At 59.9% G+C, this 20,004-nt stretch carries 20 protein-coding genes and 2 pseudogenes; 11 read left to right on the forward strand and 11 right to left on the reverse strand.

What is annotated here, in order from left to right; all coding sequences use genetic code 11:
* The first annotated feature begins 197 nt into the window (after positions 1 to 197).
* On the forward strand, positions 198 to 440 hold the full coding sequence (locus ASC90_RS08100; RefSeq protein ID WP_156392876.1) for a hypothetical protein: 243 nt from the start codon (positions 198 to 200) through the stop codon (positions 438 to 440).
* A 10-nt stretch (positions 441 to 450) separates the two neighbouring features.
* Here ASC90_RS08100 and ASC90_RS08105 read toward each other — a convergent pair whose 3' ends face one another.
* From ASC90_RS08105 to ASC90_RS08115, 3 genes are all read right to left on the reverse strand, one after another.
* Complete coding sequence (locus ASC90_RS08105; RefSeq protein WP_156392877.1) at positions 451 to 1,575, reverse strand: PAS domain-containing sensor histidine kinase; 1,125 nt, start codon at positions 1,573 to 1,575, stop codon at positions 451 to 453.
* Positions 1,576 to 1,584: 9 nt separating this feature from the next.
* Positions 1,585 to 2,379, reverse strand: a complete 795-nt coding sequence (locus tag ASC90_RS08110) for an alpha/beta hydrolase (RefSeq protein WP_056538028.1) — start codon at positions 2,377 to 2,379, stop codon at positions 1,585 to 1,587.
* Positions 2,380 to 2,757: 378 nt separating this feature from the next.
* A complete protein-coding gene (locus ASC90_RS08115; RefSeq protein ID WP_056538030.1) occupies positions 2,758 to 3,651 on the reverse strand; it encodes a LysR family transcriptional regulator in 894 nt (297 codons plus the stop codon).
* Positions 3,652 to 3,757: 106 nt separating this feature from the next.
* Here ASC90_RS08115 and ASC90_RS08120 point away from each other — a divergent pair, with 106 nt between their 5' ends.
* Genes ASC90_RS08120 through ASC90_RS08140 form a run of 5 tightly spaced genes read left to right on the forward strand, consistent with a single transcriptional unit; the run spans position 3,758 to position 8,612 of the window.
* Positions 3,758 to 4,900, forward strand: coding sequence for an aldo/keto reductase (locus ASC90_RS08120; RefSeq protein ID WP_056538033.1), 1,143 nt, complete (start codon positions 3,758 to 3,760; stop codon positions 4,898 to 4,900).
* Positions 4,901 to 4,950: 50 nt separating this feature from the next.
* Positions 4,951 to 5,793, forward strand: a complete 843-nt coding sequence (locus tag ASC90_RS08125) for an oxidoreductase (protein WP_244480344.1) — start codon at positions 4,951 to 4,953, stop codon at positions 5,791 to 5,793.
* Positions 5,794 to 5,808: 15 nt separating this feature from the next.
* Positions 5,809 to 6,804, forward strand: coding sequence for an aldo/keto reductase (locus ASC90_RS08130; RefSeq protein WP_056538035.1), 996 nt, complete (start codon positions 5,809 to 5,811; stop codon positions 6,802 to 6,804).
* A 42-nt stretch (positions 6,805 to 6,846) separates the two neighbouring features.
* A complete protein-coding gene (locus ASC90_RS08135) occupies positions 6,847 to 8,037 on the forward strand; it encodes a carboxymuconolactone decarboxylase family protein (protein ID WP_056538038.1) in 1,191 nt (396 codons plus the stop codon).
* 17 nt (positions 8,038 to 8,054) lie between these two features.
* Positions 8,055 to 8,612: a flavodoxin gene (locus ASC90_RS08140; protein WP_244480345.1), complete on the forward strand. Its 558-nt coding sequence runs from the start codon at positions 8,055 to 8,057 to the stop codon at positions 8,610 to 8,612.
* A 22-nt stretch (positions 8,613 to 8,634) separates the two neighbouring features.
* Here ASC90_RS08140 and ASC90_RS08145 read toward each other — a convergent pair whose 3' ends face one another.
* Genes ASC90_RS08145 through ASC90_RS08155 form a run of 3 tightly spaced genes read right to left on the reverse strand, consistent with a single transcriptional unit; the run spans position 8,635 to position 10,631 of the window.
* Entirely contained in the window at positions 8,635 to 8,898 is a 264-nt protein-coding gene (locus ASC90_RS08145) for a hypothetical protein (protein ID WP_056538039.1), read from the reverse strand.
* Positions 8,899 to 8,902: 4 nt separating this feature from the next.
* The gene (locus tag ASC90_RS08150) at positions 8,903 to 9,715 is read right to left on the reverse strand and encodes a Ku protein (protein WP_056538042.1); all 813 of its coding nucleotides are present in this window, start codon (positions 9,713 to 9,715) and stop codon (positions 8,903 to 8,905) included.
* A gap of 10 nt (positions 9,716 to 9,725) precedes the next feature.
* Positions 9,726 to 10,631 carry a Ku protein gene (locus tag ASC90_RS08155; protein WP_056538043.1) on the reverse strand — a complete coding sequence of 302 codons (906 nt, stop codon included), beginning with the start codon at positions 10,629 to 10,631 and terminating at the stop codon, positions 9,726 to 9,728.
* Positions 10,632 to 10,677: 46 nt separating this feature from the next.
* On the opposite strand from ASC90_RS08155, the gene ASC90_RS08160 reads away from it, so the two are divergent.
* Both ASC90_RS08160 and ASC90_RS08165 read left to right on the forward strand, forming a co-directional pair.
* Entirely contained in the window at positions 10,678 to 11,115 is a 438-nt protein-coding gene (locus ASC90_RS08160) for a S1/P1 nuclease (protein WP_056538046.1), read from the forward strand.
* A 511-nt stretch (positions 11,116 to 11,626) separates the two neighbouring features.
* Positions 11,627 to 11,863 carry a DUF2934 domain-containing protein gene (locus tag ASC90_RS08165; protein WP_056538048.1) on the forward strand — a complete coding sequence of 79 codons (237 nt, stop codon included), beginning with the start codon at positions 11,627 to 11,629 and terminating at the stop codon, positions 11,861 to 11,863.
* Between the two features lie 66 nt (positions 11,864 to 11,929).
* On the opposite strand, the pseudogene ASC90_RS08170 reads toward ASC90_RS08165, so the two are convergent.
* Positions 11,930 to 12,134, reverse strand: a pseudogene (locus ASC90_RS08170) (cold-shock protein).
* A 313-nt stretch (positions 12,135 to 12,447) separates the two neighbouring features.
* Here ASC90_RS08170 and ASC90_RS29725 point away from each other — a divergent pair.
* From ASC90_RS29725 to ASC90_RS08180, 3 genes and pseudogenes are all read left to right on the forward strand, one after another.
* Positions 12,448 to 12,564 (forward strand): annotated as a pseudogene (locus ASC90_RS29725) (transglutaminase family protein); the annotation flags it as partial.
* 270 nt (positions 12,565 to 12,834) lie between these two features.
* Complete coding sequence (locus ASC90_RS08175; protein ID WP_056538051.1) at positions 12,835 to 13,104, forward strand: hypothetical protein; 270 nt, start codon at positions 12,835 to 12,837, stop codon at positions 13,102 to 13,104.
* A 58-nt stretch (positions 13,105 to 13,162) separates the two neighbouring features.
* Positions 13,163 to 14,740: an FAD/NAD(P)-binding protein gene (locus tag ASC90_RS08180; protein ID WP_244480346.1), complete on the forward strand. Its 1,578-nt coding sequence runs from the start codon at positions 13,163 to 13,165 to the stop codon at positions 14,738 to 14,740.
* A gap of 280 nt (positions 14,741 to 15,020) precedes the next feature.
* On the opposite strand, the gene ASC90_RS08185 is transcribed toward ASC90_RS08180, so the two are convergent.
* The 4 genes from ASC90_RS08185 to ASC90_RS08200 all read right to left on the reverse strand — a co-directional run bounded on the left by ASC90_RS08185 (position 15,021) and on the right by ASC90_RS08200 (position 19,371).
* Entirely contained in the window at positions 15,021 to 15,599 is a 579-nt protein-coding gene (locus tag ASC90_RS08185; RefSeq protein WP_056538053.1) for a hypothetical protein, read from the reverse strand.
* A gap of 282 nt (positions 15,600 to 15,881) precedes the next feature.
* Complete coding sequence (locus ASC90_RS08190; protein ID WP_056538056.1) at positions 15,882 to 16,607, reverse strand: hypothetical protein; 726 nt, start codon at positions 16,605 to 16,607, stop codon at positions 15,882 to 15,884.
* A 307-nt stretch (positions 16,608 to 16,914) separates the two neighbouring features.
* Positions 16,915 to 17,385 (reverse strand): HD domain-containing protein, encoded by a 471-nt coding sequence (locus ASC90_RS08195; RefSeq protein WP_056538060.1) that lies wholly within the window; start codon positions 17,383 to 17,385, stop codon positions 16,915 to 16,917.
* Positions 17,386 to 17,469: 84 nt separating this feature from the next.
* Positions 17,470 to 19,371: a potassium transporter Kup gene (locus ASC90_RS08200; RefSeq protein WP_056538147.1), complete on the reverse strand. Its 1,902-nt coding sequence runs from the start codon at positions 19,369 to 19,371 to the stop codon at positions 17,470 to 17,472.
* Positions 19,372 to 20,004: the final 633 nt, after the last annotated feature.

Here is a 20,004-nt window from a genome sequence, read left to right on the forward strand (position 1 = left end):
CGGACGATCGTCGAGGATCGGGCTTCATCCCAGGCATGTAGAGAACGACGCCTCTTCAGAAACCGAGGTTATCGCGTCGGCTTTGGGAAGGTCTGTCATGGCTCGTTCCTTTCAGGTGAACTCCTGTGAATGGACAGAAAGCCCCGTTGCTCCCTTCGGACAGCACGATCTTGATGGCCCCCGTTGCGGTGGCTGCGTTGAGCACTATGTCCGCATTCATGGATCAAGACATCAAAACACCAAAACCCTCCGGCACTGCCAAGCTGGACGCCACCACCGAAGCCGCATACGCGATCATTGACAAGCGCGTGCTAGACCGGGAATCCAAAACTGCAAAGCTCAGTGCCTTACGCCTCGAAAAGGACGCCGTCGAACGTGCTGCGAACGCTTCCAAGTCCGCCACGAAGCTGAAGCGGAAGAAGGCAGATCCAGTCGCCTAGCCAGAGGCTGCTAAGGCGTTTCCTCTGGGGTACCCGGCATCCGAAATTCGAAGACCGTCGCGTCCTGATCGGATTTCACCGTCAAGGTGCCTCCATGCGCCTTGGCAATCTCGGAGGCGATATGGAGACCTAGTCCTAGTCCTTGCTGACGTTCATTCGGATTGCTGCCCCGGAAAAATGGCTGGAAGAGACGCTCCATCGTTTGCGATGGAATAGGGTCGCCTCCGTTTGAGACGGCCACGATAAGGCAGCCATCCTCGACGCGTGACTTCATACGAACGGGAAGATCCGGATGACCATGCGTGAACGCGTTGCCGAGAAGATTGGACGCAAGCTGGCCAATTCTACCACTGTCGACGAGCACTGCACCTGGCAGATTGATATCGACATGGATCTTTCTGCCAGTTCCGCTCTCCAATTCGGAGACGACCTGCCTGAGGACGGGTTCGAGATCCAACTCCTCCCGACGGGCGACGGCAATGCCACCCCCGAGGCGGCCGCTCGCCAGATCTAGGACATCGTTGACGAGTGCGCTCATCCTGTCGACGCTCCCGTCGATCAATCGGACGACTTCACTTGCTCTGGGACTGAGGGCCTCCTTCGCCAAGAAGCGCACGCCGCCCTTCACCGACGCCAATGGATTGCGCAAATCGTGCCCTAGAACCGCGATGAACTCGTCTCGAAGGAGAGCCGAACGTGTTAGCGCCAAATTGAGCGCCTCGACCTCCCGTCGAGCGGCCTTGCCAGCCTCGTTGGCATCGAACAGCTCGCGTTCGTACTTGCGGCGGCTCGTCGCCTCGAAGAGGGCTATCCTGGTCTCCAGTACGCCGCCATCGCTTCCGGTCTTCTGGTTCGCATTCGCCAGAACCGGAAGACGGGCTCCGTCCTTCCGCACGAGGTCAAGCGCCACTTCGTGAAAGTTGCCCTGCATGCGAAGGAGCGGCGCGAAATGCGTCTCGTAGAACATACGGCCGGCGACAGGCATTAGATCGAGAAGGCGTTGGTCAGCAAGGTCGGCCTCGTTGAAGTCGAGCCATGCAAGCAGGGTACGATTGGCCTTGGTGATCCGCCCGCGTGCGTCAAGCAGCAGGTAACCGCATGGAGCATCCTCAAAAAGATTCTGAAAGTCGGGCATCGCACTCATCTAGTGTCTGACGAACTCGCGAATTGCCTCAACGACCTCGGCTGGTGCCGAAAGGTTGGGACAGTGACCGGTAGCATCGAGAAGCTTGTAGCTGCAGTTCGGGATCGCCTCCCGGACGTATTCGCCGACTACCTCAGATGCGATAATGTCGTCCTTGCATTGAAGAACCAGGGTGCGAGCGGTGACGAGGGGGAGTTCCGCCCGGTTGTCCGAAGTGAAAGTCACCTTCGCGAACTGCTTGGCGATCTCGGGATCGGTCCTGCAGAAGCTGTCGGTGAGCTCCTGACCTAGTTCCGGCCGATCCGAGTTCGCCATAATGGCAGGCGCCATAGCCGCCGACCACCCCATGTGATTATCGGCGAGAGAATCCAATAGCTCGTCGATATCGCCGCTTTTGAACCCGCCGTAATATCCCTCGTCATCGATATAGCGGGGCGAGGGGCCGACCAGCACGAGGCTTTCGAACATGCGGGGTGCCTTCAGAGATGCCAGAACTCCGATCATCGCGCTGACCGAGTGGCCGACGAAGACAGCGTCCTTGAGGTCAAGCGCCTGGCCGATCTCGACGAGGTCGTCCGCATAACCTGAGAGGTTGGAGTATTTCTCAGGATCATATGCTCCAAGATCTGATCTCCCAGCACCGACGTGATCGAAGAGGACCGTCTTGAACGTGCTCTCGAAGGCCGGCGAAACCAGCCGCCACATGTTCTGGTCGCAACCGAACCCGTGGGAAAAAACCATCGACTGGCTTCCGCTTCCATTGAGGATGACGTTGTTGCGCTGAAGTACGTTCATTGATGCCCCTGTTCAGCACGCACCTTATCCATCATCCGATGGAAATGCCACAAGGCGCGAGACCTTCGAAGGCTGGATGGAATCCTTGCGATACGTCGTCGCTCCTTTCGGCATCGGTACGATGTCGGTCGAGCCGGGCTCCTTCCGTACGGAACTCTCGACGACGGACGGACGCAAGGTGTCGATCCGGCGAAGCTGGGCTCCGCTGTCGTGGAGTTGTCGGACTCTGAAACTCCTCCGTAGCGCATCGTGGCCGGCGCGGACGCGATGAAAGCGTCAAAGCCAAGCTGGGGGCGATTAAGGATCAGAGCGACGGCAATCGAGAACCGTCGGCGACGCTGTCGTTCGACGATCAATAGTGGGGGCTTCGCGTCAGCTCTACGACCGCAGGCGGAGCGCGTCCACCACGAGCGCGAAGGCAGGAGAAGGGTGCCGCCGGTTCGGATAGTATAGGTGATAGCCGCCGAACGGCGGGCACCAGTCCTCAAGCACACGAACGAGGTCGCCCGTCGCCAGATCGGCCTGAACTTGATCCTCCGGCATGTAGGCCAGCCCGAGGCCACGAAGCGCGGCGTCGCGCCTCATCGCCAAGTTGTTGAATACGAGCTGACCGTCCACTCGGGCTCGCAATTCGCGGCCATCCCGTTCGAACTCCCAGGCGAAGATGGTGTCGTGCGTCGGCAGACGCATGTTGATGCAGTTGTGTCCGGTCAGATCCTGTGGCGTGTCCGGTACCGCGTGACGACGGAAGTAGGCTGGCGATCCCACCACCGCCATGCGCACCTCGGGGCCGATCGGTACTGCAATCATGTCCTTGGCGATCTGCTCGCCGAGCCGGACGCCCGCATCGAAGCGCTCGGCGACGATGTCCGTCAGGCCATAGTCGACGATGATCTCCACCTTCACGTCGGGGTTCTCAGGGAGGAACCTCTCCAGAGCCGGAGCGAGCACGGCGACCGCCGCGTGCTCGCCTGCCGTGATGCGGACGGTGCCGGTAGGGCGATCCCGCATCTCGCTGAGCATCACGAGTTCCGCCTGGATTTCCTCGAAACGCGGACCCGCGGTCCGAAGAAGCCTCTCCCCCGCATCCGTGGGCGATACGCGACGCGTCGTTCTCGTCAAAAGTCGCATCCCGAGGCGCGCCTCCAGCCCGCGGACAGTCTGGCTTAGGGCCGACTGGGAGACACCCAGTTTGACGGCCGCCTTAGTGAAGCTTCCCTCCCGCGCAACGACGACGAAGGCGGCAAGATCATTGTAGTTCTCGTTTGGCATTCATAAGTCCTGCTTATAGGGAGATGCGGATTATAGCACCTAATCGCATGTCCCAGCGAGGTCTATGTTCGGATCGTAATCAGCGCTTCTCGAAAGGATTCCTGTAATGCCAGATCAGACCAAACTGACCATGGGCCGGCGAGGCTTCCTCGGAGCTGCAGGGTCGCTTGCCGCGATGCCCCTCGTCGAAGCCAGCTACTCCACGGCGGCGGCACAGACGGCCATTGCCAGCAGCCCGCTTGGAGGCCGCAAGCTCGGATCGCTGGAAGTCTCGAGCATCGGTATCGGTGTACAGAACATGAGCCGCACCTATCAGACGACGATCCCGACACGCAGCGAGATGCACGCAATCATCCGGGCGGCGCACGACCACGGCGTCACCTTTTACGACGCCGCTGAGGCCTACGGTCCGCATGAGGTCGAGCGAATCCTAGGCGAAGGAATCAAACCTTTCCGCGACGAGGTCGTGATCACCTCGAAGTTCGGCTGGAACATCGATCTCGAGACCGGCAAGCGCATGCCGGGACTCAACAGTCGGCCCGAGCATATCAAGCTGGCCGTCGAGGGCATGTTGAAGCGGCTACGCACCGACCGCGTCGATCTGCTCTACCAGCACCGTGTTGACCCGGCCGTGCCAATCGAGGATGTCGCAGGCGCGGTGAAGGAACTGAAAGCAGAGGGGAAGGTACTGCACTGGGGGCTTTCCGAGATGGGCCTGCAGACTGTCCGCCGCGCCCATGCCGAACTGCCGCTAACGGCGATCCAGAGCGAATACTCGATGCTGTGGCGTGCCCCGGAAGAGGCCGTCCTTCCTCTTTGCGAAGAACTCGGCATCGGCTTCGTGCCATGGAGCCCCCTGGGCGTCGGTTTCCTGACGGGTGCGATCGACGAGCGGACCAGATTCGCCGAAGGCGACATCCGCGGCATCGAGGGCCGGTTCTCCCCTGACAACCTGCCGAACAACCTCGCATTGGTCGCGCTGGTGAAAACCTGGGCCGACCGCAAGGGGGCAACGCCCGGCCAAATCGCGCTGGCATGGCTGATGACGCAGAAGCCGTGGATCGTGCCGATCCCCGGCAGCACACAGATGCCGCACATGCTGGAGAACGTCGGTGCCGCATCGGTCAGCTTCTCGCCAGACGAGGTCGCCGAACTGAACAAGGCCGTCGCCGCGATCGAAATCAAGGGCGCCCGGCTGCCGGAACAGGTGTTGGTCTATTCCGGCGTCGAAGCGCCGCCGCGGTCCTGACCGTTCGGTATGCGACTCCAAACAGTTGAGATGACACTGAAGGAAATACGATGATCACCTGGTTTATTACGGGATGCTCCACGGGATTGGGGCGAAGCTTGGCCGAAGCGGTTCTCGCCGCCGGTCACAACGCCGTGGTGACGGCACGAGACGCGGCCAAGGTTCAGGATCTCGCCGCGCAGTTTCCTGGGACTGCATATTCCGCTGCTCTCGATGTCACCGACAAGGCCCAGGTCGCTGACGTCGTGCGAAAGGCTGAAGAGCGGTTCGATGCGATCGACGTCCTCGTCAACAATGCAGGCTACGGCTACCGCGCCGCAGTGGAAGAGGGAGACGAGCAGGAGGTGGCCGCTCTCTTCGCCACGAACTTCTTCGGCACCGTGTCGATGATCAAGGCGGTTCTGCCGGGCATGCGTACCCGCCGTTCGGGGACAATCCTCAATATATCATCAATCGCCGGCCGGCTGGCCGCACCCGGCTCGGGATACTACTCGGCATCGAAGTTCGCGGTCGGCGGCGTCCGACGCCCTGCGAAAGGAAGTCGCTCCGCTCGGCATTCGGGTGGTCGTCGTCGAGCGGGTGCATTCCGCACGGACTTCGCAGGCCGCTCACTGCAGCAGACCAAGACGAAGATCGACGACTACGCCGCAACAGCCGGACCACGCCGCAAGGAGAACGATAAGACGCATGGCACACAGCCCGGCGATCCCGAACGGGCGGCGGCCGCTCTCCTCGATCTTGTCTCGAGATCGGAACTTCCGGCCCGGCTGCTTCTCGGCAGCGACGCCGTCAAGATCGTCGGCAACGAGGTCGACGGCCAGCGCCGCGAGATCGGCGCGTGGAAAGACCTCAGCGTCAGCTCGGATTTCACGTCCGACGACAAGAACATCTGAACGAAGGAAACGACAATGCAGAAGCGCAAGCTCGGAAACTCCGGCCTCGAGGTCTCGGCCCTCGGCCTTGGATGCATGGGCATGACCGGCGTCTACGGCGCGACGCCCGACAGGAGTGAGATGATCAAACTCCTCCGCGACGCCCACGACCGCGGCATCACCCACTTCGATACCGCAGAGGCTTACGGGCCGTTCGCCAACGAATCCTTGTTGGGCGAGGGACTGCAGCAAATCCGCGACCAAGTGACGATCGCCACCAAGTTCGGCTTCGACATCGATATGGAGACGGGCGCGAGGAACGGCGGAACCAACAGCCGGCCTGACCATATCAAAGCCGTCGCCGACGCTGCCTTGAAGCGTCTGAAAACCGATCGCATCGACCTGTTCTACCAGCATCGCGTCGATCAGAACGTCCCGATCGAGGACGTGGCCGGCGCCGTCAAGGACCTCGTCGCCGAGGGCAAGGTCAAGCACTTCGGCCTGTCCGAAGCCGGTGTTAACACGATCCGTCGTGCTCACGCCGTTCGGCCTTTAGCCGCCGTGCAGAGCGAATATTCGTTGTTCTGGCGTGGACCGGAGCAGGAGCTGCTTCCTGCTCTGGAAGAACTTGGCATTGGCTTCGTTCCCTTCTCGCCGCTCGGCGCCGGCTTTCTGACCGGCAAGATCGATGAGACGACGACCTTTCTGGAAGGCGACTTCCGCAACATGGTGCCAAGGTTCTCTCCCGAAGCCCGGAAGGGCAATCTGGAACTTGTGTCCGTCATCAAGACGATCGCGGAGCGCAAGGAGGCGACGCCCGCGCAGGTCGCTCTGGCCTGGCTGCTGGCGCAGAAGCTATGGATCATGCCGATCCCCGGCACGACCAAACTTCACCGTCTCGAAGAGAACATCGGCGCCGTCGAACTTGACCTGACGACCGACGACCTCAGCGAGATCGATCGCGAAGCGTCGAAGATCGAGGTGCAGGGTGAGCGTCTGCCGGAGGCGGTGCTCAAGATGACCGGACACTGAAGTCGACAAGACGCACCTCAAGAAAAGGATGGAGACACGTCCATGAACAAGATCGCAGCCACCATCGCGGCGTCCGCACTGGCGACGACGGGTGTCGAGGCCGAAGAGAGGCACCCACGCGTCGCGCCGCCCGCCGTCTACGATGTCGCGCCGGGACTTGGGCATTTCACCGACGACGTCCTCTTCGGTGAAGTCTGGGAGCGCGCAGAACTCTCACCTCGCGACCGCAGCCTCGTCACCGTGGCGACGTTGGTTTCCACAGGCAAGGCGGCCCAACTCGGCAACCACGTGCGCCGAGCCCTCGACAACGGATTGAAGCCCGAGGAGGTGGGCGAACTTATCACGCATCTCGCCTTCTACTCGGGCTGGCCAAACGCGATGTCGGCTGTCACCGAGGTCAAGGAGGTCTTCGAGGAACGCAGGATCGGCCCCGTCGCCAGCAGCGACGCGAACAGGATCCAGCTTGAGGCCGCAGCCGAGGTCGCTCGCGGTGCCAACGTCGACGCGAACATCGCGCCGACCGCCCCGATGCTTGCCGAGCTCACGAACCGTGTCCTCTTCGGCGATCTCTGGCAACGGCCTGATCTCTCGGCCCGAGACCGCACCTTAGTGACGATGGCGGCGCTCATTGCAAACGGACAGCCCGAACAGCTTCCCTTCCACACCAACCGAGCAATGGACAACGGCCTGACGCGGCAGGAAGCCTCCGAGGTCGTGACGCACGTGGCGTTCTACGCCGGATGGCCACGAGCCATGTCAGCCGTGCCCGCGCTGACGAAGGTGTTCGAGACCCGAGAAGCGAGTGCCCTGGTCGCGCCGGACGATGTCCGGGTGACGCGGGCGGGCGAGGGGCGCGCGGCGGCGCCGGAGCATTACTTCACGGGCAAAGTCGAGACCTCTGGCTTCTATCGCGGTGATGCTCCGGCCCGCATCGGTGGAGCGACCGTGTCCTTCATGGCCGGCGCACGAACCGCATGGCACACCCATCCTCTCGGCCAGACGCTGTTAATTGTCTCCGGGAAGGGGCTCGTCCAGAAGGAAGGCGCTCCGGTGGAGTGGGTCGGTGCCGGCGACGTAGTATGGATTCCACCTAATGTTCGTCATTGGCATGGCGCGTCGCCGAACGAGGCGATGACCCATTTCGCGGTCGCGGAGGCCCTCGACGGCAACAACGTGACATGGATGGAAAAGGTCACGGATGACGAATACGCCGCCGGTCAAGCGATCGAATGAACTCGATGGAGGTCCGAATGCGCAGACGCCACTTCCTGCAGAGCCTTCCGATCGCGGCAGCAGCCGTATCTTCCCTCGCCAACAGCCCGTCCGCGCAGGGTACCGATTCACAGCGGATTCTGGTCGCCTACTTCTCCCGAACCGGGAACACGCGGGTGATCGCCAATCAGATCAGGAGGACTAAGAACGCCGTCCAGTTCGAGATCACTCCTGCCACTCAATATCCTGAAGACTACGAACAGACCGTGGCGCAGGCCAGCCGGGAGACGACGGCCGGTTACCTTCCGCCTTTGGCGGCTTCTGTAGCGGACCTTGCAGGTTTCGACGCGGTCTACATCGGATTGCCGATCTGGGGCATGACCGCGCCGCCGGTTGTCCGCGCGTTCGTCCAGGCCCACGACCTGTCGGGCAAGATCGTCTATCCATTCATCACCCACGGGGGCTACGGCATTGGCAGCAGTCTCGATGTCTTGAAGGCAATAGCACATCGGACCGACTGGCAGCCGGAATTTGTCGTGGAGGCGGACCAGGAACGAAGAATCCTTGAGCAGGTCAGGGGATGGCTAGCCGGCTGATTACTAGGAGTCTTGGACGGAGTTAGTGGAATGTGGCGAGTAGCGGTTCGTCGTCATTGAAGTTGCCGTTACTCGCCGCGTCGTATTGGTTGATGCTCCGGCCACCGCCGCGAGTCCCGTACGCGGTGAGCTGCACCATGAGGGCTTTTGCTTGCTCTAAGGCCTCGTCGGCACTTCTGGCGTGACCGTCCGGGACCTTGATATACACCACTTCCCCATCGTCGCCGACAAAGTCTATTCGCCAGCCGGTTGTCTCATGGGCCACCTTGGTTTCGAGCAAATGCATGTGACTACCCGGCCTTCCTACCTTTGAGATCTGCCTCGACGCTCTTCTTGAGCGCGTCCATGATGTTGACCACATTGGACTTCGGAGCGACTTCGGCGGCCTTCCCCTTCGCCGCCTTCTTCGGCTTCAGCGCCTTCTTCTTCTGAGCGATGATCTTGAGCAGGCTCTCCCGGATCGGATCGCTCACCATGGCCGCCGACCACCGTGCCGACTTCTTCTTGATGAGCTGCTGAACAAGGGGAACTAGATCCGGATCCGCCTGCTCGTCGATGTCTTCGAAGTAGTTCTCCGCCGGTCGCACCTCGTCGCCGAAGCGCAGGGTCCAGAGCACGATCCCTTCGCCCCGCGGCTCCAGGACGACGGCGCGCTCTCGGCGACCCATGACCAGCTTCGATACGCCAAAAACCTTGTCGGCTTTCATTGCGTCGCGGATGACGGCGAACGCCTCGTTGCCTACGGCGTTGTCAGGCATCAGGTAGTGCGGCTTCTCGAGGTAGATCCACTCGATGCTGTCGGCTGGGACGAACTTGTCAATGTCGATCGTCTTCACCGTATCGAGCGCTACCGCATCCAGATCGTCGTCCGTTAGGATCACGTAGTCGTTCTCGCCGCGGGCATATCCCTTCGCCTCGTTCTTCTCCCTGACGGGCTTGCCATTGACGGAGTCGATGTACTGGGAGACGACGCGGTTGCCCGTCTCCTTGTTGAGCGTATGGAAGCGAACCTTCTCGCTCTCGGATGTCGCGGGGGTCATCGCCACGGGGCAGGTGACGAGGGAGAGCTTGAGATAACCCTTCCAATAGTATTTCGGTGCCATGGGTCGTCTCTCAACTTGCCTTGCGCTGCGGAGCCGCCTTAGCGCCGTTCTTCGCTGCCGCCCCGCGTGCGGCGCGCTCCCGCCCGGCACCAGTATTTGCGTTGGCGGCAGTGCGTTTCGGCTTGTCCGCGGCAGCCTTCATCATGCCCGCGCTCTCGCGTAGCGCCGCCAGCAGATCGTTGGGCTTCGACACTACGACCTTCTTCGGTTTCGGAAGCGCCTTGCCCTCAATCTTGGCCTTCACCAAGTCGGCGAGCGCGGCCTCGTAGCGGTCATCGAACGTCGCTGGATCGAACGCACCCTTCTTCGTTGATATGATGTGCTTGGCGAGATCGAGCATCTCGCCCTGAATTTTGAGCTTGGGCATCTCCTCGAACGCCTTCGCGCTCGACCTGACCTCGTAGTCGTAGTTCAGGGTGGTGGCGATCAGACCCTTGCCGTGCGGACGGATCAGCACCGTGCGCATCCTCCTGAAGAGGACGGTGCGGGCGATGGCCGCAACCTCCGATTTCTTCATGCCGTCACGGAGGGCCGCGAACGCGTCTCCGCCCATCTTGTCCGGTGTGAGGTAATATGGCTTGTCGAAGTAAACATCATCCACATCCGAGCAGGGAATGAACGCCTCGATCTCCAGCGTCTTGTTGCTCTCCGGAATCGCCGAAGAGAACTCCTCCGGATCGATGATAATGTACTGGCCGTTCTCGATCTCGAAGCCCTTGGTCTGGGCCTCTTTCTCCACGCGCTCTTCGGTCTCGCTATCAATGAAGACACGGTTTACGCGGTTGCCCGTGGCCTTATTGATGGTGTTGAAGGTGATCCTGTCAGAGGTGGACGCAGCGGCGTACAGCGCCACCCCGAAGGAAACCTCCCCGAATTTTATGAAGCCCTTCCACTGCGCGCGCTGTCCTGAGGCCATGAGGCTTACTCCGAATCACTAATACGCGACTCAAAGACGTGTCAGGATGATTCGTTCCGACTCAAAACGAATCATTTTTCAATACTTTACGGAATCTCCCTCAGAAATTGATTCCGCTACCTGCCTGGTCAAGGCCGTCGAGGAGCAACTGCGCATCCTCTCCCAACCTGTGCATTTCCGCGATGCTGGTGCCGTGACCGAGCACGCGATGGCGCTTAAGTTCCTCGTTCATCTCTACGGCGATGTTGCCCAGCGTCTGCACTGCGCAGAGCGCGACGACGATGGCGGTGGCAACGGTTTTCACGTCTTCTATTCAGGACCGAAGCTGAACTCGTTGGAAGGACAAACTTTCACACAGTTTGGACAGTCTGATATCCAGTGGAACTGGAACGCCTACGTCCAGGATCTCGAGCAATCCTGGCTGAAGGGCAAGGACGAGAGCACGTTCCTCTCTGGATCCGTGGTGGATTGGGTGAACGCATGACATCAGCAGGCCGTCCGAGCATATGGACTTGTTCCAATTGATCTGACCCTGGGTCAAAAGCAGCTCAAGGTCGAGAAGAGTGATCGCAGACGAGCAACTCGCCAAAGCGGGCGTCCGGCTGGCGGACGCGCTCAATAAAGCGTTTGCATCATATCCCTAACGCCGCATGATGTAGTCGGCACCGCGGCTGATGCTCCATGGGAAGCCGCGGGGTGCTCTCAAGAAGCGCCCTCCCGCGCCCCAAGGACAAAAGTCGGCAGTTAAGCATCCGGAAGGTCTGCCAAGATGGCGCGACATGGAGCAATCTCTCTGGGCCCCAGAAATTTGAAGACAGCATACCGCCCGATCCGGGCGGGGGAGGTTGGCGCGAAAGCACTGAAAGCTATGTCTTGGACGTCGGGGTGGAGGGAAAATCCAGTAGCCAAATCACATCCCCGATCTGGGCGTCCGAGAGTGCTGGAACTTTGTCGCTCAGCGGCTGTTATCTACCGCCAGAAGAGGAGGGCGAGTGATGGATCGAGAACACGAACAGCGCAAACGAGCATATAAGATCTGGGAAGACGAAGGGCGACCTGAAGGCCAGCACGAAGATCACTGGAAGCGCGCCGAAGAACAGCACGAGGCCACCGAAGAGGAAGCTGCGCAGGTGACGGACGCAAACCAGCGAGCTTCCGACCAGTTCAACGACCGCACGAAGCCTCGATCGCCTGCCGACGTCCGACCTCCAACGACGGTAGCCCCTGACTGAGCAGAACCTTCGTGATCGGGTGGTACCAAATGAGCCCGACGATGTGTCGTGGAGCTACTTTCGACTTCAGATCGATCTGACGTTTTCGGCCTTCGATTTTCCCGTCTTTCGGTCTTGGCCGAGATCATAGGACACCCTTCTGGCCGTCGTGCCGAAGCGTTGAACCCTGCACGGCGCTGACATGGACAAACACGTCCTGCCCGCCGTCATCCGGGGTGATGAAGCCGAAGCCCTTGTCCTGGTTGAAAAACTTTACCGTCCCGTTCGCCACTGGTCTCTCCAACTCGAATTCGATGGGAAGCGATTCATAACTCCCGGCCGGACGACTAGCAACGGCAATATGTCGGCTCCAAAACGCCGCGAAAGACCATCCATCCAGGCCGACCGCAGCCTGCGAATAGCCGTGCAGTCCTTGGGACAAGGCTTCGGGAACCCCCATGCAGGAGAACGTCATCGTTAAGCCGGACTTGAACGGTGCGAGAGTATACGATCCCTGGAGAGCCGCGGCCTTCACATTGATCGAGAGCGAAAAACCGCGCTCAGCCTTGGAGCGGACGCCCGCCTCGATCAGCCAGCAACAACGACGGGTGACCGCCATCTGCAATTGGATATACGACCATGTCGACTACCAGCGGGGATCCTCCAACGAGACCACGACGGCCTCCGAGAGCCTGATCAAGCGCGCCGGCGTCTGCCGCGACTCATATCCTCCGTTGATGCGTTCCCATTCAGCGGAGGCGAATGCTCATCGCGAGCGCACGCCAACGGTGTGTGGGAGACCGAAGATAAACCTGCATATGGGTGGTTTGTTCCGATCGGCTCGAAGAAGAAGAAACGAAAGGCCGGCGCGCCGGCCGTGACGCCGATGCACGGGGCCGGATCTCGTTTGTCTCGGATCTGGAACATATCCAGCTTGTCTAGGTTAAGCCATCGGTGGGGCGAATGAGCTCGACACATTCGAGGAGCTTAGAATGGCCACGTACTATTTTCAGTTGGTCGATCACGATGGGGTGCAGCCGACTGAGATGTCATACGAGTTTGACACGCCGGAGGCCGCGATTGAGGAGGGCAGAACTGCCCTCGCAGAGATGGCGGCGGACGGGCTGCCACTTGGCGACTATCACATGCTCTCGGTGGAAGTCTTCGATCATCAGCGTAAGCCAGTTCGGGAGATCAGGCTCATTCTCGAGGAAATCGACAGGACTGTTCCCGCGCACCAATCGGCCTTGCCGGAAGGCTGAGGTGCGCCTCGTGCTTCACACCCTTAACGTCCACCTGCCGTTCTCATTGAAAGTATCCATGACCCGCGTTGCAATCATCGGCTCCGGTCCCACCGGCATATATACGCTGCGGGGCCTCATCGCCTCTACTCAACCGCTTAGCATCACCGTGTTCGAGGAAACGCCGGATGCCGGAAAGGGAACGCCCTATCATCCAGCGGTGAACGACCGAACGATGCTCGCGAATATCGCGAGCATCGAGGTACCGCCAATCGACCAGAGCCTTGTCGAATGGCTCCGCTCGAGAACCAGCGATGAACTTCAGGCACTCGGCGTAGAACGCGACGCTATTGGCGACCGGGAATTTTATCCCCGCGTCCTCTTAGGGGACTATTTTGCAGACCAGTTCTGGACCCTTGTGAAGCGCGGCATCGCGGGTGGACACGCCATTGACGTGAAGGCGAGCCACAAGATCAGCGACATAAACCTTGGGAACGCGGACATTGCATTGAAATTCACCCGCCGGGGTGGCGAGGATGGTGAAGCGAACTTCGATCACGTCGTGATGGCCACAGGCCATGACTGGCCTGAGGATACCGAGGTTTCGCCAGGATATTTTTCGTCTCCATGGCCTGCTTCCGCGATCAAGCGCATCGGACCGGTGGAGGTGGGCGTCCTCGGCACCTCGTTGAGCGGCATCGACGCCGTCGTTTCTGTCGCGACCGCCCATGGCATGTTCCTGCGCGACCAGGATGGGACGCTGCGGTATCAACCTGCAACCGGTACCGACGGGTTCCACGTAACGATGATGTCACGAAAAGGGCTGCTTCCCGAGGCTGATTTCTATTGTCCCATGCCCTATGAGCCACTGGTCGTCTGCACCGAGGATACGGTCAAGCGGCTGATACTGGAGAAGCCTGATCGGTTGCTGGACGAGGTCTTCGATCTGTTCAAACAGGAGATCGTTCTGGCCGATCCGGACTACGCCGCAAAAATCGGACTGGGGCTGGCAACGATAGAGGATGTTGCCGACAGGTATTTCCGAGAGCGCGAGCAGGCCGATCCTTTCGTGTGGGCGGCTAGAAATCTGTCAGAGGCCAAAGCCAACAAGACAACCCGCACCACGGTTCAATGGCGTTACGCTATCCTGCGCATGCATGAGGTCGTCGCATTAGCGGTGCCCCACTTCAATGAAAGTGACCTCAAGCGCTTTCAGAAGCATTTCAAGGCCGTTTTCGTTGACGATTATGCGACGGTTCCTCATCAGTCGGTGGAGCGCCTGCTAGCCCTGCATAACGCGGGCAAGCTGCAAGTCCTTGCCCTTAGCGACGATTACGACATTCAGCACAGCATGGATACATCCGGAGCCGTCGTGACCAGGGAAAGCGAAACGATGAGATTCGCGGCGTTTATCGATACCACTGGCCAACATGCCTTGTCGGCGTCGGACCTGCCGTTCCCAAGTCTACGCCGCCCCGATGCACTGAAGGATGCAAAGACGAGGACCGGCGACGTCGGCAGGGGATTGTTTTCAACCCGAAGGACCGGGGGTATAGACATCGATGATGACTTCCGTCCTCGCGTAGAGCCGAACCTGACCAACCATCTCTACTGCGTGTCGGTCCCCTGCACAAGCTGCCCTTTGTCCAAGGGATAACAAGTTCGCACGAGATGGGGACGCGTGCGGCGCGAGCTATCGTTTCTACGGTGGGAGGGGACGCGCGGCTATGCGCCAGAACGGCAAGCCACAAGGACAGGCTTCGGTTGCGAGGGTAACAATGTCGGAGATTTCGTAGCGAAGCAGGGGTAAGACACTATTGTTCAGCGTCGTAATAAGCAGCTTCGATCCCGTCGTTCCGTTCGGCACTCTCCGGTTATCCTCGTCGACAACCTCGAACACAAACGCGTCTTCGGCAAGGTGAATACCACCGCCCCGTTCACACTCGTGCCCCATAGCTCCCGCTTCGGTGCATGTGTACGAGTTGGCGATTGTCGCCTGCCACGCACCCGCCGCCATCTCCCGGACGTCGTCTGTCAGCGTCTACGTCCGGACGAACCCATACATCGTCCGGACCATTGAACACTTTTCCGCCATAGGCGGACAACAGAACTGTGACCTTCTTGTTGGTTGCGATGGACCACAGTTCGCCTTTGTCAGAGGCCGCCACAATGAGATTGCCTGCGCGATCAAAGTCGGTCCCGATCGCATTTCCGGACGGCGTGAGCCTGTTGGACAGCTTCCCATCCGCCGCGTTCCACTTGATGATTACGTTGTTTCCATAGTCCGTGAAGAACAGATTGCCCTGGGCATCTACCGATGGCCCTTCGGTGTGCGCATGACCCTCACTCACCGCTTCCAGATGCGCGCCGGGCAGTATGAGGTTGGCATCCGCCGAGGAGCAGGAATAGGCTGAAAGTAGCAGTGCGGCGACAAATGAAAACCCGAAGGCCCATGTCCTGCAGAGGTCGAACCCCGAGAAAGCTCCGTCCGCAGTGCTATCGCTCAGAATTGCCATTTGACGATCCTTCCCAGGCGAGCACCAAGTGTGCCAGGAGAAGTCGGCATGATACATCATTCCGTTCGCCCGGTGAACACCTAACCTCCTCGCTGCAGGACGGACCGCTCGATGTTGGCCAAACCCGGACCTGACTGAGTAGGTTATGGGACGCCGTAAGCGTGGGGCGATGGATCGTAAACAGGCGAGATGGTTTCTCGTGGAGTGGATTCGCCCATCGCTGCTTTCTTACAGATGGCGACGGCGTTCGATGTGACCGCCGCCATCAAGAAATGCTCGTAGCTAGCGTCTGCGCGGGAATGCCTGATCCTGGCGGAGGTCACCCATCGATTGGCTTTGTTCCGGGTCACGCGGACGCTCGCCCTCCCACACATCACGTTGGTGACCCGTCGGAAGGACGTCGTCCTCAAGATCGAAGGGGATGGCGGCATCGAGTTCGTAGGAGCGGACGCGCGGCGACACTTGCTCCCCACGGCGGCGATAGTTCGGCCGCGTATCTTCGGCCGCGAATACGTCTTCGCTCGTCCCCAACTCCTGCTGCTCGCGCTCGAGGCCGGAAACCCGATTCTGGTCGTAGCGGGTGTCGGCCAGTTCTTCGCCCGACCTGCTTGCGCTCCAACCTTCCGTCTTCCAAAGATCTGCGCGCTCGTCCATATCGATCGAGCCATGCTCTCCAAGAATTTGGTGCGCGATGTCGTAAGTAATATCATTCACCTCGGCCGATACGAGGAAGCCGCCTCGGCGGAGTCCCTCTCCATAAACGTCCCGGTCTTCGTTCGGCAGGAACCAGTCAGCTTCGAAGAAGCCGCCTCGATCGTCGCTCCCGACTTCGGCGTTGTCCGTGTCGGCTTCGTAGCCCGGCATAAAACGAGCGTCAGGAACTCCTGCTTCCCTCAGCCGCTCGACGGCCGACTCTGCGTCAGACCGAGAATCGAAAAAAGCAGTGAGGGCGCTCTGGGCTCTGTCGCCGGAAAAGGCGGGTGCGTTTTCGTTGTAGAGATTGGCCATCTTCTTCTCCCTTGATTTCCTCTAATCCGCCAACGGATGGAAGGACCCGAAGTTCCCCTGAAGCTGTTCCCGGCGGAGATGCTCTCTCTCACTGACGCCTTACCCGCGACGGAGCAGCTCATCGAAGGCGGCTCTAACCGAGCCGGCGCACCGGACAACGCAATTGTCTCGAGTACGTGTGGCCTACTCGCCAAGGATTCCACGCCGTCAAAATCAAGCGGATCACGTTGGTCCCGAAGGATTGAGTAGATTGATGGAAGAACGCTCCACAGGAGGTGCGATCCCATATGTCTCGTTACAAACCCAGTCAGGTCAGGCCTGTCAAGCTGGGATCCGCTTTAACCATTGCGACCAACTCCAAGCCTCGTTTGTATTTTACAGGATCTGATCCGACGGTGTTTGCCTGCTGCAGATTATCCTGGAGATCGGCGATCTTTACGGAGCAGGCGAGCCTGTTTTCGACGGCCCGGATAACGAACTGATCGTCGGTTTCGTCCTGGCGGTGGGTGAGGGCGTCAACCGCGTCGACGACGTCGTTGCTGAACCCTAGTTGTCGAAGGCGGTCGAAATCCCAGTGGTTGCATTTCTCGACGACATCGTGGAGGAAGGCAACAGTCTTCTCCTTTGTCCCCTGGACGCGATCGGCAACTCGCTCGCAATGGTTGTCGTAAGGCTGGCCTGTCTTGTCCGTCTGCCCGTGATGCGCTTCGGCCGAGACCCTTCGTGCCAAATCGAGTTCCGATGCCTCGGCTGTTGATGTCTCGCCATGTCTTGCCATCGATTTTTTTCCTCCGCAGCGAAACGTGACGCGTGACTTTGAGGTTCCGAAGGTAGATCCCGACCTGCCCACGTTCCCATTCAATCAGATGACGGTTTGCAGGCCAAGCTCCACCACTCGTCCACTGGGAAGGCCGAAATAGTCCGTCGCGTTGCCAGCGTTCTGAGAGAGCACAATGAACAGTCGATCTTGCCAGAAGGGCATCCCACCGTTCTTGGAGGGGAGGATCGTCCGACGCGACAGGAAGAACGAGGTCGACATGATATCGAACTTGAGACCGAGCCTCCGAACTAGCACCAATGCGCGCGGAATGTTTGGCGTTTCCATGTATCCGAACGTGATCACCAGTCGGCTGAACAGCGGGCTGAAGCTTTCGAGGAAGATCTTCTCGTCGTCAGGCACGAACGGCTCCGTTGCGGTGATCACGCTCAGGATGACGTTGTGTTCGTGGAGAACCTTGTAGTGCTTGAGGCTGTGCAGCAGCGCGGTGGGCGCACCTTCAACGTCGCTCGTCAGAAAGACGGCCGTTCCTGGCACGGTGGTCGGCGGCTTCCTTGTCAGCCTGTGAACGACCCCTTCGAGTGGCACCTCATCTGCGCGCGTGCGGGCGGCCAACAGCCGTCGACCCGCCATCCATGTTTGCATGATCAAGCCCATAGTGCATGCGACGGCGACCGGAACCCATCCGCCCTCGGGAAACTTGGCAATATTCGCCACGAAGAACCCTGCATCGATCAGGAAGAGTGGAACGATGACCGCCGCAGTAGTCAACGTGGTCCATTTCCAGATGTGCTTCATGACGACGAACAGAAGAACGCTGGTGATGAGCATCTCGCCAGTGACGGCAATGCCGTATGCGGCGGAAAGCCCGCTGGAATTCCTGAAGTAGAGAACCAGCGCGACGACAAATACGAATAGGAACGCGTTCACCTGCGGCATGAAGATCTGCCCGGAGTGCGTCTCGGAGGTATGCAGGATCTGCAAGCGCGGCAGCAGGTTGAGGTGCATGGCCTGACGGACAAGGGAAAATGCTCCCGAGATTACCGCCTGGCTCGCGATCACGGTCGCCGCGGTCGCCAGACATACCATCGGCACTCGTGCCCATTCCGGATGCATGCCGAAGAAGGGGTGCTCGGTCATGTCGGGATTCGCGAGGACGAACGCACCTTGTCCGAAGTAGTTAAGGAGAAGGCATGGGAAGACGAGGGAAAACCAAGCCGTCACGATCGGCCGTCTGCCGAAGTGACCTAGGTCGACATAGAGCGCCTCCGCCCCCGTGACCGCAAGGAAGACCGCCCCGAGAACAGCGATGGCGTGCCCGACATTGTTCGACGCGTAGAGAACGCCATGGAGCGGGTTGATGGCGTCGAATATTTCGAGGTCATCGAGGATGTGGATGGCGCCGCTTATTCCGAGAACCAGAAACCAGACCGCCATGACGGGGCCGAACACCGAGGCGACGCCGCCTGTGCCGAAGCGCTGAACGAAGAAAAGCACGGCGATGATGCTGACGGTGATCGGCACGATCCATGCGGACAGGCCGGGCGCGACCACCTGAATTCCTTCGACGGCGGACAGGACCGAGATTGCAGGCGTTATGATGGCGTCGCCAAGAAATAGGGAAGCGCCCGCGACGCCCAGCACGAGGATCCAGGCTGGCTTTTCGGCGAAGCTCTGCCGAGCAAGCGTCATCAGGGACAGCGTTCCGCCTTCGCCGCGATTGTCTGCCTTGAGGACGAATGTCACGTACTTCACGGTGACGACGATGGTCAGTGCCCATACGATCAGGGAAAGAATGCCGAGCACGTTCTCCCGGTGCGATCCCGATCCGGCTGTCGCGTGCAGCGCCTCGCGAAACGCATAGAGCGGGCTGGTCCCGATGTCACCGTATACGACGCCCAGTGCGGCCAGTACTAGCGAGGAGAGACCGCTGCGCGATTCAGTCGCCAACTCTGGGTCTTGGGAGCGAAGTTGCGGATAGGTCACCGGGCTGTCCTTGGAAGCGACTATGTTTTCAAGGTTGTAGCTGATGATATCGCTGAACGCCCGAATGTTCGATTGGTTCGATTGGTTGAGCCACACCTTTTGAGATGTGCCACCAACGGGCATCGACACAGACCCCCCGTACTTACGCGGAATTGCGTAGAAAATGCTACCAACTGAAAGCGCTGCGGCGCTTGTCAGTCGTAAGCCCAAAAAGCAAACCGGGGGCCATCGTCCGCTTCGCGCCCCCATTTCAGACGTTCGGGGTGAGCTTAGTGACACCGACGACCTCCGAGGCGATTTCGGAATCTGGCGCAGGCAGTTTCAAACCAGCGAATTTACTTCAGAAAACAAGTAGCAACGGCTGTCAGGCTGCCTAACTCATAGTCGTCACCGGCATGCACGCTCCGTCGGCGCGTGATCTGCCCGGTCGTGGCGTTCTTTTTCGCTGAGCCGATCGGGGCCGCTTCCGGGCGGTCGGAAGAACTGAAGCTCCGGCAGAGCCCCTTGGACAAGACGGTGCCAATGGAGACCGCTGGCCGCTCGCCAATGCTGAGCATGTGCGCCGATCACGAATTCACGCTACGTCACCTCGCCATCTTCGACAGCACGCACCGCGAAATTCCCATCGCTTCG

Source organism: Rhizobium sp. Root1220, assembly GCF_001426265.1.
GTDB lineage: Bacteria > Pseudomonadota > Alphaproteobacteria > Rhizobiales > Rhizobiaceae > Rhizobium.